Genomic DNA, 14,459 nt, shown 5'->3' on the forward strand with positions numbered 1-14,459 from the left:
GGTTGGTACATGACACTGCTTTGCAATCCGGCATGGCTGACATATTCCATTCTGGCACAGGAGACGATGCCACCGCCACCGGTTGATTATCTAGCTTGGGCAAAACAGAATATTGTCTTTTCTGATCGTATCACACAGTTTCCTGGTCCCTATAATGAAACGCTGTTTCCGTTCTTCTCGGAGATATTGAAAGCTATTTCACCGGAAGACCCGTGCCGGATTGTGACTATTGCCAAATCGGCACAGGTCGGCGGCACGGTGCTGGCGAATATCTTCACGCTCGGCACTATGGATATGGATCCGTGCGATTTTCTGTATGTGCATCCGACAGAGGAAAATGCCTCTCGTTGGTCGAAACAGAAGCTGATGCCGCTGATCCGCGAAACTACGTCTTTGACGGCACTGTTTCCTGAGAAAAGCCGCGAGGGTGGTAATTCCATCCACTATAAGGAGCGTGCAGACGGGCGCGGGGCTATTCAGGCAGCGGGCGCCAATTCACCTTCCGGCTTGTCGATGATCTCACCGCGTAAGCAGGTGCAGGATGATCTGTCGAAATGGCAAAACAATGAGGCAGGTGATCCGGAAAGTCAGGCAGAGAGCCGGTCAAAAGCATTCATCGCGGCGAAGATCCTGAAAATCTCAACGCCGCTGATTGCGCCGGGCTGCCGTATCAACTCCAACTTTGAGCAGGGCACGCAGGAGCGTTACCATGTGCCGTGTCCGCATTGTTTGGAGTTGCAACCGCTCGAATGGGAGCAGATGCGTGATCACATTGATCCGGAGCATCCTGAGAAAGCGTGTTTTTACTGCGTTAAATGTGGCGGCGAAATCAAGGAGCATCATCGCGCATGGATGGTAGCGAGAGAGAATGGTGCCAAATGGATTGCTAAATATCCGGAACGAGCACGCTATCATCGCTCATTTCATATCTGGGTTGCCTATTCGCCGTTGGAAAGTTGGGAGGCGCTGGCGCGTGCCTATCTCAATGTGCAGCGCGGTGGTCCCGATGATAAAGGTAAGAAGGCCGGTGCTGAGCAGGTATTCTTCAATGACTGGCTGGGACAACCCTTTGAGACTGACGGGGAATCTATTGGCTGGGAAGTGTTGCGCGATAGGGCAGCGCAAACTGGCCTGCCGCGTGGGATTATCCCACCAAAGGCACTGATCCTGACAATTGGCATAGACGTGCAGGGGGATCGTGTTGAATGGCTGCTGGTTGGTTATGGCAAGAACCGTTACCGCGTGGTGATAGATCGCGGGATATTTGACGATAATACCGGTCGTAATCTACCGGGTTTTACAGCGCATTCCGGCCATATCTCCGAGCCTGCAGTGCAACAGGCATTGTCGCAACTGGTTAAACGTGAATGGCTGGATTGTTGGGGTAATCGGCGCAAGGTCGATCTGACGGCGATTGATGGTAATGCCTATACCGAAGATGTTTGGGAGTGGGCGCGGTGTCATCCGATCACGGATGTGATTATGGTGCGTGGTGATAATCGCGAAGCCGCTCCAATGCTGGCGCAAGTTAAAAAAGAGAAAGACAAAAAAGGTAGGCAACTCAAATACTCACGGCGCTTTTTTAACTTCAATGCTTCGGTGATGAAAGCAGCTCTTTACCGTTCATACCGCAAGGAAGATCCGGAACAGACTGGCTATATCGATTTTGTGCATGGTTTGGGGGATGACTTCTTTGAACAGGCAACATCCGAGATACGTGTTCAGCGCCGTGGCCGTTCTGGCCATCCTTATTATGAATGGGATTTGCCAGCTGGAAAACGCAATGAGGCGCTGGATATGCTCAACCAGTCTTTGGCCGCGACCCTGCGCTTAGGGATCAATTACTGGACTGAGGATGAATGGGACGCATTGGCAGAACGTCTTTCACAAGAGCAGCCACCGGCACAGCTGGATCTTGAAGACCAGCTTTTACGCCAGCCTCAGGTGTCGGTAGCCAAACTTGCAGATGAACAGAAACAATCGCCCTTGGTAAAAGCGGCAATCGCCCGTGCGATGGCGCGTGCCAGTCGCCGCGGCTGATCGGAAACAACATGACAGACAGAAGCATTTTATTGGCGCGCCTCACAGAAGCAGAGGCAGCGCTGCATAAACTCATGGTTGGTAAAGCATCAGTGCAACTCAGCTATCAGGGAGAAAGTGTGACTTTCACCACAGCAGATGAAGGGCGGTTGCGGCTTTATATTGGTGAGCTACGGACTCAGCTGGGGATTGCCAGTGCAGCACGTACCCGCTCGCGCCGTGTGGTGTTTCTATGAGCGAACCGGTTATTCTGGACGCTCACGGCGCTCCAATGCCACCGGAGGTGCGTGTTGCAGCCCGCAGACGTTATGCGATGAATGCGGCAGCTTATAGCGCTGCCGGTTCGGATCATTCGTCTATGGCTGGTTGGCGACCTGGTACATATTCCGGACAAGCTGCACTCACATTGTCGCGCGATGTTGTTATTGATCGTGTCAATGATGCGGTGCGCAATAACGGTTGGGCATCGGCTGGTGTGTCCCGTCTCGTGGATACAGTGATTGGTTCCGGATGGCGCTTATCCAGTCAACCAAATGCCAGAACTCTGAATTTGAGCGCTGATGAGGCCGATGAGATTGGCGACCAGATCGAGGGGCTATGGTCGGATGTGGCGACCGATCCCGGTAACTGGTTTGATGCAGAACGTACCAAGTCTGTTGCTGGCCTGTTGGGTCTGGCAGCACGACACCGATTTTCTGACGGCGAAGCCTTTGCGGTTTTGCCATATCGGATGGGAGCCAATGGTTATGGTACCTGTGTGCATGTGATTGATCCGGCGCGGATCTCCAATCCGAAAGGGGCGATTGATAGCGAGTTTCTGCGTGATGGTGTTGAGCTTGATGCCTATGGCGCGCCACTGGCTTATCATGTGCGACGCACACATCCCGGCGATATCACCAGACCGATGCATGATATGTTTATCTGGGATCGGGTAGAACGGGAGACTGAATGGGGCAGGCCGACAGCTGTTCATGCTTTTGAGGCCAGTCGTGCCGGTATGACACGCGGTGTCAGCCCTTGGGCATCAGTGTTGCAGCAGCTCAAGCAAGTCTCTGATTACAATGATTATGAGCTGCAGGCAGCATCACTCAATGCGGTAATGGCGGCTTTCATCAAAACGCCGCTGGATATGGATCAGCTGGCTGATAGTTTCAGTGCCGGTGATAGTGGCAAGTCGATTAACGCATTTTTTGATGCGCAGGCTTCAGCTCAGGCGGCAGCGTATAAAGCTGATCCGATCCGCCTCAAGGGTGCGCAGCTCAACTTCCTCAATCCGGGTGAGGATGTGGTTTTTACCAAATCCGAACATCCGAACGCTGCGTTTGAGGTTTTCGTCAATGCAGCATTGCGCAATATCGCATCATCCATTGGCCTGACCTATGAGCAGCTGACCATGGACTGGTCAAAGGTCAATTATTCCAGTGCGCGTGCGGCACTTCTGGAAATCTGGCGCGGGCTGACTGCACGCAAAACCAGCTTTGCGCATAGCTTTATGCAGCCGATTTATATGGCATGGCTGGAAGAAGTGTTCGATCAGGGGCGTATCAAACTACCAGCACATGCCGTTTCCTTTGAGGCCAATCCGATTGGTTGGGCAAGAGCGGCTTGGATCGGCTCGGGGCGTGGCTGGGTTGATCCCGAGAAAGAAGCGCGTGCTGCCGCTATTCGTTTGGCTACTGGCCTTTCAACGCAGGAATCCGAGTCCGCCGAACAGGGGCGCGATTGGAAGGAAGACATGCTGCAACGTGCCCGTGAACAACGGTTTGCAGCCAAGCATGGTGTTACCTCCGGTGAAGTGGCCAGTTCCGGCGTGGTGTCACGCTTTGGAAGTGAGACACCGAAAGATGACCCGGAAGAAACCAATTAGGATCAGAGTAAATGACATTTGCAATGCCGGAAATTGCGGCGCGTTTGTTCGATACGCCGCTGTTGCTGCATGAGGCCAAAGCCAATATTATCGCTCGCGCTTTCGGACCGCGTGTGCTGGGGCAGAATGTTGCGATGGCAGACACACCGGAAATGGGTGTGCTGTCAGAGAATATGCGGGAACTGCGTGACGGTTGGACGGGCGAGAAAATCTATAGTGGCCCCAAAATGGTTGGCAATGTTGCAGTCATTGAGGTGGAAGGGTCCCTCGTCAATAAGGGTTCATGGGTGGGGAAAACCTCCGGCATGACCTCATATGAGGGGTTGAATATCCAGATCGCTGATTGTCTTGCCCGTGATGATATCAGGGCTGTTGTCTTTGAGTTTGACAGTTTCGGTGGTGAAGTGGACGGATGTTTCGCCTGTGCCGAGGAGCTTTATGCACTTTCACAGGAAAAACCGACGATTGCCATTCTCACCGATCATGCGTGTTCTGCCGCATATCTCCTTGCAGCAGCCTGTCGCCAGATCGTGATCCCTACCACCGGTTATACCGGCTCGATTGGTGTCATCACCATGCATGTCGATGCATCCGGCTGGGCAAAAAATCAGGGGCTGGCAGTTACCATTCTACGTGCCGGTGAAAAAAAAGCCCGCCCTGGCATGTTCGAGACGATGAGCGAGGAAGAATATTCCGAAGCCGTCAATGATCTTGAAGCCATGCGCACTTTATTTGCTGAGACGGTTGCGCGCTACCGTGGTTCACGTCTCTCGGTAGAGGCCGCACTTGCCACGCAAGCGGATACGTTTCGTGGGCAGGCGGCAGTTGATCTTGGTCTTGCCGATGCGGTGGGGCGCCCAAAACAAGTCTTCGAGGCATTTCTTGCCGCGATGAGTGCCTGATCTCTCCCCTTTAAAAACTCTCAACATTATCAAAAAGGAACACGCTGATGTCGCTTGCAAGCGCTATCCGCGCGGCTGTTGGTGGCCGCAATACACGCAAACGCCTCGAAGAGGATAAGCCGGAAGAACTGGAAGACGATCTGCAGCCGGATGAGGCTGAGGATGATCCGGAAAATCCCGACGCTGAAACCGATCCAGATCCGGATGCAGAGGAAGAGGAGCCAGTTGCCGATGATGAAGAAAAGCCCGGCGATTATGCCCGTGGCCGCAAGGCTGAGCGTAGTCGCATGTCGGCAATCTTAGGCTCGGCTAAAGCGGAACAGAACCCGTCACTGGCAGCTCATTTGGCGTTCAATACCAATATGTCGGCCAAACAGGCCGTCGCCACATTGGCGGCTTCCGGCTCTTCCCGTGCTGTTTCCAGCCTGTCTGGCCGTATGCAGGGACGTGTACCGGCGCTTGGTAATGGTGGTGCTGCCCCTAAAGCCGGTAGTGCTGATGAGCGCCTGGTTGCCCATGCCAAAGCGCGTTCGGCATCACGTAAACCGCAGCGTTAAGCTCGGTAATTCTGTTCCCTTAACTTTTTCAGGAGTGTCGCTATGCGCACTGAAACTTATATTCCCGGCGATTTGCTCGTCGGTGATTTTCCCGTTGCTGTCCGTGTTGTGCCTATTGCAGGCGGGCAGGGTGTTCTCAAACGTGGCACAGTGCTGGGTGAGGCCAGTGGCAAATTCCTGGTCTCAGCCTCTGCAATCTCGGATGGTTCTGAAGTGCCAAGCATGGTGCTGGCTATCGATGTCGATACCACTGCCGGTGATGTGATCACGGATGCCTATGCATCCGGTAATTTTGATGCGGCCAAACTGATCTACGGGGCAGGCCATACGGCAGCGAGTGTCGAAAGCGCATGGCGCAAAGCTTCTGCTCCGCTCTTCCTGCACAATCTCGCCTGATCCGGCGCTCATTTAAGGAAATCTCAAATGGATTTATTTAGCACAGCCGCGCTGTTGACGGTGATTGAAGCCCGCGACCGGCCAACAGCCTTTATCCGCGATACATTTTTCCCGAACGGTTTTCAGTCCGATGCGGAAGAAATCGCCTTTGATAAACTGAAACGCCGCCGCAATGTGGCGCCGTTCGTCTCGCCTTTGGTGCCGGGCAAAGAACGCGCCATTCGTGGCCGGCAGACCTCAACATTTACGCCTGCCTATGTAAAGCCGAAAAACACAGTGCGCCCGGGCGAAGGCTTCCGCCGCCGTCCCGGCGAGCCGCTCAACGGCAATATGTCTGCGGAAGATCGCTACCTGCAGACTGTCACCGACATTCTGGCCGATCAGGATGATGAGGTGACGCGCCGTGAAGAAGTGATGGCGGCAGAGGCACTGCGCACGGGCAAGATCATCGTCAGCGGTGAGGACTATGAAACCCAGATTGTTGATTATAATAGGCCAGCAAATCACACGCTTGCTCTGACCGGTGCGGATCGCTGGGGCGAGGCGGGCGTATCCATCCGCAAATCTATCCGCTCATGGGCGACACGTGTTGCCACCACATCGGGCGGTGCAGCCACAGAAGTGATCCTTGGGGCAGAGGCAGCAGAATTGCTGCAAAGCGATCCTGAAATTCGTGAAATTCTGGATAACCGCCGCCAGATGGGCGGTGAAATGCAATTCGGCCCTGTTGCTGCCGGTTCTGAGGATATGGTGGCGATTTATCTTGGCACTGTCGGGCAGTTCAACTTCTGGCAATATACCCAGCTGTTTGAAGATGATCAGGGAAACAATCTTGAACTGTGGCCAAGTTTCGGCGTTGGTGTGGTTGCTCCAAGCCAGTTCCAGGGCTTTATGGCGCATGGTGCCATTCAGGATGTGGCAGCGCAGATGAGGCCGTTGTCTCGCTTCCCGAAAATGTGGAATGTCGAAGATCCGTCGGCAACCTTCCTGATGACACAGAGTGCGCCACTGCCGGTACCAGGTGATGCGTCTGCATCGCTCTTTGCCATGGTTCGCTAACCACTTAATTTGAGAGGAATGAAACTATGGCGAAAGTCAAAACTGTGCGGCAGGCCTATGCGGTAACGCTGACCATTGCTGGTAAAGATGTGCCGCCTGGTACCGCAGTCACCCTGCCACAGGAGGAAGCGGATAAAATCGCCGCTTTGTTTGGCACTGTGCCGGAGGATCGATCTCTACCGAAGCTACAGGAAGTGACAAAACCTCCCGCGCCGGTAAAGACTACTGATCTGGATGCGCTGAATGCGGAACTTGAAGCGGCTCAGCTTGTCTATGACAATACCAAGGAAGCGCTTGCAGAGCCGGATGCCGGTGATGAGCAGCTCGCGGCTTTTGAAGCAGCGGAAGAGCGCCTGAATGCTGCGGAAGCGGCATTGGAAAAGGCGGGCGGCGAATGAGCCGTCCTGCCATTTTCTCCGATATGGCCGATGCTTTTGTCTCTGGTCTCGGCAACGTCGAAGCCAGTGTCACTATCAAGGGTAGTCCTGTCCTGTTTACCGGTATTTTGCGAAAAGTTCGGGAGACAGATTTGCTCGACATCGAAGGTATGGGGCTGGAAGGGGTGAGCTATAGCTTTGCAGCTTCTGGCACAGCGCTCGATGGTGTTCGTCAGTCTGATACGATCACAATCATTCGTAGTGATGATGCGCAGGATATCGGTAGGGTTTTTGTGGTGGCTGGTCATGTTGATGACGGGCGAGCGATGAAACGCCTACTTCTGCATGAGGATGAATAATCATGGTGCATCTTCGACAAACGATCCTTGATAAGATCAGAGAGCAGCTCCAGCCGGTCGCAGCACAATACCTGGGCATTGTTACACCAATGCGCTCAACGGCAGTGCCGGAGGAGGATTTGCCCTCCTTCACAGTGCTCTACACCAGTGACCAGACGACGCCTGATGGTGTGGTCTATGATGATGTCACTCGCCAAGAACTGACGCGGCTCAATCATCGGCTTACCGTCAATGTGGTCATTCATTTTAAAGGTCGCAAAGATCCGTCTGCAGAGTTTGATCTTTTGGCGGCGGCTGTCGAGAGCGCATTGCCTCCATCAGATTTGGGCGGATTGGTCATCGATATGATTTTGTCTGCCACAGATCATTTTATCGATGCCGGTACGGCGCAGAGTCTTGGTGCGGGACGCATGGTGTTTGATGTGATTTACCGCACATATGCAGGCTATCCCAACTTGCAAGCCTGATCGCAAACCATTTATTCCATTTATTTAAACAGGAGATAAGTCCATGGCTTTAGGTCGTGAGCTTGTGATCAAGCGTCTGATGACGCCGGATGATTTTGTCTCGGTGTGTGTGACAGAATCCCGCTCATTGGAAATCAACAATGAAGAAATCGACATCACCAAGCCCAATTGTGCTGATCCAGGCAGCAAGCTTTTGTTGCAGCTGATGTATGGCATCCAGCGTATCAATGTGCAGCTTGACGGTGCTTTCGTCAGCAACACTGCCTCCAAGGCCATGATCGGTGATGCAGTCAATCAGGTTGTCACGCCGTATCAGGTGGTGGTGCCCGGGGTCGGGACATTCGAAGCTGACTTCCTGATTTCGCTGACATTCTCGGGCGATAAGACCAATGAGCTGCAGTGTCAGGGGCGAATGTCTGCAACCGGCACTGTTGGCTTTACTCCGGCAGTATCACCATGACGGATGCTTTACCCAATCCTCTCCGTGGTGAAGCTGCCTGCCGGATCGGCAATACGGATCTGGTCTTGGTTGTTGAATTTGGCCGGTTGGCAACGCTTTGTGAGGTGGCTGGTTGTGACACGATGGATCTGCTCTATACGCGGTTGATCGGCTTTCATCCCAAAACTGTGATGGCAGCCCTACGTGTCCTGACCAAGCATCCGGATGGCGACAAGGTAACGCGTGATCTGGCGCACAAAGCCATCGCAGAGCTGAGTGCCGCGGATGAACAGTCATTCCGCAAAGCTATCACCAAAGCTCTTTCCGGCCATATCAATGATGGCAAGAAACTGCGCGGTGAGACCGATCATCTCAATCAGTTGGAAAAGGCATTTGAGCAGGCCAAATCGGGAAACGCACTGAGCCCCTCGTAATTACTAATCAAATCCAGCAAATGCTTAGTTTTGCAACCGGAGTATTAGGGTGGTCGCCGGAAGTCTTTTGGCGATCCACATGGCCGGAGCTGGAGTCGGCTATCGAGGGGCGTACCGGTAAACGCTCAAAAGACATTATCACACCGGCAAGGGCGGCAGAGATTGCCCGTCATTATCCACCTACCAAATCCATCAGATAGGGGAATTCATGTCCCGTAATGACATCATGGCGTTTATCGGCGCCAATGCCCGTGGCTTCCATGATGCCATGACCCGTGTACGCGGTGATACCAAGGCAACTGCCAAGAATGCGCAACGGGAATTCTCTGATCTATCTGCTGGTCTTAACCGTTCTATGTCTTTGGTAAAGGGAGCATTGGCAGGTCTTGGTATTGGCCTTTCCATTCAGGGCGTTAAGCAAATTGTTGCCGATATCGGCAATATTGAGACTGCTGCTAAGCGAGCTGGCATGACTATTAAGTCATTCCAGCAGATGAAATATGTCGCTGAAACCAACCGCATTGAAGTTGATGCGATGGCCGATGCCTTTCGTGAGTTAAACCTGCGGGCAAATGAATATGCCCAGACTGGCAAAGGCTCCGGTGCAGAAGCTTTTGCTCAGCTTGGTATGTCTCCGGAGGAGGTCAAGCAGCGGCTCAAAGATCCTGCAGATTTTATGCTGGAGATTATCGATCGTACCCGCCGCCTGAAAGACACTGCCGCCGGTATCCGTATTTTTGATGAGATCATGGGTGGTCAGGGTGGTGAGCAGTTTGTGTCCCTGATTGAACAAGGGCGCGATAAGCTGACCGAAACCATTAAAGAGGGCGAGGAGCTTGGCCGTGTTCTCTCCGATGATGTGGTGCAGGCTGCTGCCGATGTTGATAAAGCCTTCGTTGATATCACGAATACAGTATCAACGAGTTTGAAAGCCGCGATTGTTTCTGCGGCTTTGCAACTTCGCTACTTTCTTGACTTGTTCAATACAGTTGAGAACCGATCGCTGGATACTCTTATGAAACAGCGGGATGAGAAGCAGCGTGCCTTAAATATGAAAACAGGCGATTATCGCGGCGCATTTTTGCCTCCTAAAGAGCAGATTGAAAAAGAGCTCGCTGAAATTGACGCTCAAATCAAGGCACACAAGGATAAGCAAAAGCTCCCTAATCAGCCTGATGATAGTATCCTGCCACCTGTTACGCCTTATATTCTGCCTGAAGATAAAAAGAAAAAGACCGGCGGATCGCGTTTGGCAAAAATTACCGATGCTGAACGTGAGAAAAAAGCGATTGATGATCTGATTACCTCACTCGAAGAGGAGTTGGCGCTTGTCGGGCTTACTGATGAGGCACGAGATAAGGAAATTGCCCTTCGTAAAGCCGGTGCCAGTGCAACGGATGCTCAGCGTAATCAGATCACAGCACTGATTGAAGCGCGTTATCAGGAGCAAAAGGCGGTCGAGGCCGTGGAAGAGCAGCTTCGCCGCAATGCTGATGCAGCTCTTGATCTGGCTGATATCTCCATGAATATGATCGACACAATCATTGATGGTTCATTCAGCGCAAAAGAAGCATTAGCTAGGCTGCTCCGACAAATGGCGCAAGCTCTGCTTATGGGGCAGGGTCCATTGGCAAACCTGTTTAGGATATCGCCTCAGTCTTCTGGTCTCGGCGGTCTGTTTGGAATGATGTTCGGCGGCGCGCGCGCAGCGGGTGGGAGTGTAACACCCGGCAATCTCTATCGCGTCAATGAGAAGGGGGAGGAATTTTTCTCTCCCGGCACTCATGGCCGCATTATTCCGCATGACGGTGCAGGCGGTGGCGGTGCATTCTCTTTCGCGCCGGTTTATCAAATTGATGCACGTGGGGCAGATCAGGCTGCTGTAACAAGATTGGAAGCTGGCCTGAAGAAGACCAATCAGGAAATGCAAGCGCGGGTGATCCAGACCGTTCGGGAAGCTCAAAGCAAATTTGTAAAGTTGGGATAGGGTGCTCAGGCTTGGCAATGCCAAACCTGAGCCCGATTTATGATGCAGTAGCTTGTCTCTGATCGCGTTTAGCCTGATTAACGCTAGCTGCTTTTTTCTGTCTGCCACGTTCCATAGGGTTGATGAGGCTTTTTACCTGCTTGTTGGGAATATTACGCATTCCTTCATGGGCGTGGCGTGTATTAAACGGAATTTTGTTGGCTTCAGCATGTTTCTTTAGCTCGAGAGCGTGCTGCGCATTTTCAACAAGTTCTTGTTTGGCGGCCATCTGACGGCGGCGCTCAACTTCAGCATTGGTTCGGCGCATCGCCATTGCCAGAACGCTTAGTTTAGTTTTTGAGCCATCATCTGCCTTTGATGCGGCACTGCCTTTGGGTGCAGTTTTGCCCCTGATTTCTCGTCGTCTTTGGTGCGCTTGAGTTTTAGCTTTTTCGCGCCGCTCACGGAGCAGTTTAACAACTGAGGTTAGATCAGCGTCGGGGAGGGATTGAAGAGCCGGATGGCGTGTTTTGTCCACCAATGCAAGCTCATCTGCATTTAGCGCACGTTCTTCTTCTTTGCGGGTGATTGCCACGTTCCTTTACCTCCATACAGTCACAAATATCGAAAACCAACGTCACAGTTTTGAAAAGGTTCCATATTCGTTATGGCTCTTACCTACCCATTAGATATTCTTGCTGGTTTCCCCGGTTGGTCAACGGAGTTCGATCTGTTGTACAGGCAGGAATATAGCCGGACAGCAGGTGGTACGACGATTGCCAAGGATATGGGCACGCCACTGTGGAAGGCTTCTTTTCAATCCGTAATATTGCAACCGAATGAGCTTGATATCTGGCGGGCACGTTTAAAAGCGGTGGACGGCAGTTTACAGCAGTTTAGTGGCAGACCTATGAGCCGTTGTTTTCCGATTGCTTATCCGAATGGTACGGGCATTGGCGATGTATCTACAGCGAGTATTGAAGGTATTGGGGCAGATAACAAATCTATCGCTCTTCAAGGTATGCCGGTTTGGTTCTCGATAACAATCGGTGATTATGTGCAAATCGGAACAAAACTTTATCAGGTATTAGAAAGTGCAGTTGCGAATGCTTCAGGTAAAACCACGCACTTCGAACTACGCCCGCATCTGGCTCCCGGTACAGCTGTTGGCAATGTGGTTACACTAATCAAGCCATCGGTGCCGATGATCATTCTGCCGGGGTCGCTGACCACATCTACAGAGCTGAGCACAGGGCGTGGCACAATCACGTTTCAGGCGGTGGAGTCTCGTTAGTTCGTTTTAACTTTTTTAACTGAACGCTTAGAAGTAAGTTTTTTTGGAGTGGCTAGCAAACTTGCTTCGTGAGCAAGGCGTTCATTTTTTAACCGGAGTGTTTTGGCTACTCGTTTTTTATACTCAGTCTCGATTATAGCGATTGCGATTTTGTGCGTAATAGTAGCTTTAGACTCCGAGGCTGAGGGAGAGGTATTCTTAAATGTTTTTTGCATAAGATCTTCTTGGTTTGTATTATTCACATTATGCTCCGTTTTTATTGGTACCGATAGTTTAGGGGCGATGCCTAGATAGCCCCCCGCCAATTCTTTTCAGAATGCTGCCGAGCTTAGTAGCGTCCTTTAATTGCGAGGCTGAACTTTTATGAGCTATTGAAATTTGTTCTTCAGTAGCAACATCTTGATGAAAATGACGGTGTTCTATGATTGCATGTGGAGGCTGTCTCCCTCCAATTGCTTTTAGAATATTACTCATGATATTCCTCCCAGTGTATTTAAAATGAAGATGTAAATGAGAAAAGTCGGAACATGAAATGATCACTTAACCATCTCATTTATCTTCAAATTTTGTATGTTAGATTTAATATAATACAGAAAATATGTGATATAACTGGTTATAATTATTATATAATATGTAATTGTGTCTTATTTGCAGTGATTGACCGTTTGTTATGTTTTTGATCGAGTCAGATTTTCTGAGATCAGGAGATACCTGGCCAGTTTGTAATTTTTATCTGCTCATATATGCATCTATCAAAGGCAACGATTGATATGATGGCTCATTGTTTAAGGAAGTGACATCTGGGTAAAATTTGAAGTCAAATGGCTCAGAAAATGTTCGTTTTATGCGCAAGAACAATCTTTAGAGCTGTGTTTATGAGGTTTTATCGAAAAGGTGAAATTCTTATGCCAAAATCCCAGATACTTCTGCTGCATGTTTAAATGCAATCCGCGCACTTTGCGTGCTTCCATGATCATGTGAACACCTAAGGCAGGCTGTTATAGCTTCTCCCATACTATCCAGATCAAAACGCTGCCAATCGGAAAGCATAAAATTCTCCGCATCAGCAATATTACCGATTGAATGTGTGATGCCGTCTGAAATTTTAATAACGACGGCTTCATCCCAATAAATTAAATCCATGAGTTCATACCTCCTATTAAGATAACGCAGAGTTATCCAGAGTGTTCCTGAAGAAGGTGCAGCAATGCGATATATTTCAGCAGAAAACCAGCATGCGCTTGAACAGCGGATGTTGGTAGCGCGTGACTTTCTCTGGCTTGTTGCACGTGACCGACAGACTGGTGCTCCGGTAACGGAAGGTCTGTGGTCTGACGTGGGGAATATCACGGCAGATGTGGTCAATCCGGATAATGGTATACCTGAAACACGTGATTGGTATGGAACAGGTTCTCTGGTTTCCATTGACGATATTCCGCTCATCGCCAATCTTTCCGTGCAGAATGTCACAATCCGCATGTCGCAGGTGCATGAGGAAGTTGAACGGATTGTCCGTGATTATGATTGCCGTCAGGCGCGGGTAGAAGTCTATCGTGGCCTGTTCAATCCGGAAACACGTTTGATGGTCGCTCCGGCTGAGTGCCGGTTTGTTGGCTTTGTCGATAAGATTGAACTGAAAACGGCGTCTGAGAATGAGGATGGTGCAGTCACTATGACCTGCGCCAGCCACACACAGGAATTTACCCGCTCCAATACAGAGACGCGAAGCCATGCCTCACAAATCCTGCGCGACCCGAACGATACCTTTTACAAGGATGCGGCCACGGTTGAAGAATGGGAAGTGTTCTGGGGTTCCGAAAAGGGCAAGGTGCCGACACAGAAGAAGCGACGCAAATTTTTGGGGATTTTCTGATGATCCGACATGCCGTCACTTCTGACAAAATCTCCTGCTTGCGCTTGCTGCGTGAAAGTCATGAGGCTGCGGGCTTCACTTCTCCATTCAGTGCAGCCCATGCCTCGGCTTTGTTTGATTATCACTATGCAAGTCCGCAGGCTGGTCTTCTGGTTTTAGGTGATAAACCGGCGGGGCTGTTGATGGCAGGGTGGTTTGAGCATCCGTTCGGTTTTGGCCGTTATGCCAAAGAAACCGTTTGGTGGATAACACCAAGTGTTCGAGGGAGATGGGCAAGCAAGATGCTTGATGCCTATGAAGCATGGGCAAGAGAGCAGGGCTGCGTGGCTGCTGGCATGGCCTCACTCGCTACCAATGATGTTTCCCGCCTCTATAAGAGACGTGGTTATGCACCGGTCGAAACACACTTTCTCAAAGTCCTCTGAGGCT

General features: G+C 51.2%; 20 protein-coding genes. 16 read left to right on the forward strand and 4 right to left on the reverse strand.

Features of this window, described 5'->3' with window-relative positions; translation table 11 throughout:
* The first annotated feature begins 9 nt into the window (after positions 1–9).
* From BKD14_RS07890 to BKD14_RS07955, 13 genes are all read left to right on the forward strand, one after another.
* On the forward strand, positions 10–2,040 hold the full coding sequence (locus BKD14_RS07890; RefSeq protein WP_075655048.1) for a terminase gpA endonuclease subunit: 2,031 nt from the start codon (positions 10–12) through the stop codon (positions 2,038–2,040).
* 11 nt (positions 2,041–2,051) lie between these two features.
* Positions 2,052–2,276, forward strand: a complete 225-nt coding sequence (gpW, locus tag BKD14_RS07895; protein WP_022711869.1) for a gpW family head-tail joining protein — start codon at positions 2,052–2,054, stop codon at positions 2,274–2,276.
* Entirely contained in the window at positions 2,273–3,907 is a 1,635-nt protein-coding gene (locus tag BKD14_RS07900) for a phage portal protein (protein WP_075655050.1), read from the forward strand. Before gpW ends, BKD14_RS07900 begins: the two co-directional genes overlap by 4 nt.
* A gap of 11 nt (positions 3,908–3,918) precedes the next feature.
* Entirely contained in the window at positions 3,919–4,809 is an 891-nt protein-coding gene (locus tag BKD14_RS07905) for a S49 family peptidase (RefSeq protein ID WP_075655052.1), read from the forward strand.
* A gap of 47 nt (positions 4,810–4,856) precedes the next feature.
* Complete coding sequence (locus BKD14_RS07910; RefSeq protein WP_083646928.1) at positions 4,857–5,366, forward strand: hypothetical protein; 510 nt, start codon at positions 4,857–4,859, stop codon at positions 5,364–5,366.
* A gap of 42 nt (positions 5,367–5,408) precedes the next feature.
* Complete coding sequence (locus BKD14_RS07915) at positions 5,409–5,762, forward strand: head decoration protein (RefSeq protein ID WP_075655056.1); 354 nt, start codon at positions 5,409–5,411, stop codon at positions 5,760–5,762.
* A 27-nt stretch (positions 5,763–5,789) separates the two neighbouring features.
* Entirely contained in the window at positions 5,790–6,821 is a 1,032-nt protein-coding gene (locus tag BKD14_RS07920; protein WP_075655058.1) for a major capsid protein, read from the forward strand.
* Positions 6,822–6,847: 26 nt separating this feature from the next.
* Positions 6,848–7,219: a hypothetical protein gene (locus BKD14_RS07925; protein ID WP_022711863.1), complete on the forward strand. Its 372-nt coding sequence runs from the start codon at positions 6,848–6,850 to the stop codon at positions 7,217–7,219.
* Complete coding sequence (locus tag BKD14_RS07930; protein WP_075655060.1) at positions 7,216–7,557, forward strand: hypothetical protein; 342 nt, start codon at positions 7,216–7,218, stop codon at positions 7,555–7,557. The genes BKD14_RS07925 and BKD14_RS07930 overlap by 4 nt, the downstream gene beginning before the upstream one ends.
* A gap of 2 nt (positions 7,558–7,559) precedes the next feature.
* Entirely contained in the window at positions 7,560–8,024 is a 465-nt protein-coding gene (locus tag BKD14_RS07935; protein ID WP_022711861.1) for a hypothetical protein, read from the forward strand.
* 43 nt (positions 8,025–8,067) lie between these two features.
* Positions 8,068–8,484, forward strand: coding sequence for a phage tail tube protein (locus BKD14_RS07940; RefSeq protein WP_022711860.1), 417 nt, complete (start codon positions 8,068–8,070; stop codon positions 8,482–8,484).
* Positions 8,481–8,897: a hypothetical protein gene (locus tag BKD14_RS07945; protein ID WP_075655062.1), complete on the forward strand. Its 417-nt coding sequence runs from the start codon at positions 8,481–8,483 to the stop codon at positions 8,895–8,897. Before BKD14_RS07940 ends, BKD14_RS07945 begins: the two co-directional genes overlap by 4 nt.
* A 208-nt stretch (positions 8,898–9,105) precedes the next feature.
* On the forward strand, positions 9,106–10,884 hold the full coding sequence (locus tag BKD14_RS07955) for a hypothetical protein (protein WP_075655066.1): 1,779 nt from the start codon (positions 9,106–9,108) through the stop codon (positions 10,882–10,884).
* Between the two features lie 37 nt (positions 10,885–10,921).
* On the opposite strand, the gene BKD14_RS07960 is transcribed toward BKD14_RS07955, so the two are convergent.
* Positions 10,922–11,458, reverse strand: a complete 537-nt coding sequence (locus tag BKD14_RS07960; protein WP_075655068.1) for a hypothetical protein — start codon at positions 11,456–11,458, stop codon at positions 10,922–10,924.
* 72 nt (positions 11,459–11,530) lie between these two features.
* Here BKD14_RS07960 and BKD14_RS07965 point away from each other — a divergent pair, with 72 nt between their 5' ends.
* Positions 11,531–12,157, forward strand: coding sequence for a hypothetical protein (locus tag BKD14_RS07965; protein WP_075655070.1), 627 nt, complete (start codon positions 11,531–11,533; stop codon positions 12,155–12,157).
* On the opposite strand, the gene BKD14_RS07970 is transcribed toward BKD14_RS07965, so the two are convergent.
* The 3 genes from BKD14_RS07970 to BKD14_RS07975 all read right to left on the reverse strand — a co-directional run bounded on the left by BKD14_RS07970 (position 12,154) and on the right by BKD14_RS07975 (position 13,300).
* Positions 12,154–12,399 carry a hypothetical protein gene (locus tag BKD14_RS07970; RefSeq protein ID WP_139316358.1) on the reverse strand — a complete coding sequence of 82 codons (246 nt, stop codon included), beginning with the start codon at positions 12,397–12,399 and terminating at the stop codon, positions 12,154–12,156. The genes BKD14_RS07965 and BKD14_RS07970 overlap by 4 nt on opposite strands.
* 31 nt (positions 12,400–12,430) lie before the next feature.
* Entirely contained in the window at positions 12,431–12,631 is a 201-nt protein-coding gene (locus BKD14_RS19080) for a hypothetical protein (protein ID WP_139316359.1), read from the reverse strand.
* Between the two features lie 429 nt (positions 12,632–13,060).
* A complete protein-coding gene (locus tag BKD14_RS07975) occupies positions 13,061–13,300 on the reverse strand; it encodes a DUF982 domain-containing protein (protein ID WP_022711854.1) in 240 nt (79 codons plus the stop codon).
* A 64-nt stretch (positions 13,301–13,364) separates the two neighbouring features.
* On the opposite strand from BKD14_RS07975, the gene BKD14_RS07980 reads away from it, so the two are divergent.
* Together BKD14_RS07980 and BKD14_RS07985 are read left to right on the forward strand one after the other, a co-directional pair.
* Entirely contained in the window at positions 13,365–14,030 is a 666-nt protein-coding gene (locus tag BKD14_RS07980) for a hypothetical protein (protein ID WP_022711853.1), read from the forward strand.
* Positions 14,030–14,455, forward strand: a complete 426-nt coding sequence (locus BKD14_RS07985) for a GNAT family N-acetyltransferase (RefSeq protein ID WP_139316360.1) — start codon at positions 14,030–14,032, stop codon at positions 14,453–14,455. Before BKD14_RS07980 ends, BKD14_RS07985 begins: the two co-directional genes overlap by 1 nt.
* The last annotated feature ends 4 nt before the right edge of the window (positions 14,456–14,459 follow it).

This window comes from Pseudochrobactrum sp. B5 (assembly GCF_001939785.1).
Classification (GTDB): domain Bacteria; phylum Pseudomonadota; class Alphaproteobacteria; order Rhizobiales; family Rhizobiaceae; genus Pseudochrobactrum; species Pseudochrobactrum saccharolyticum.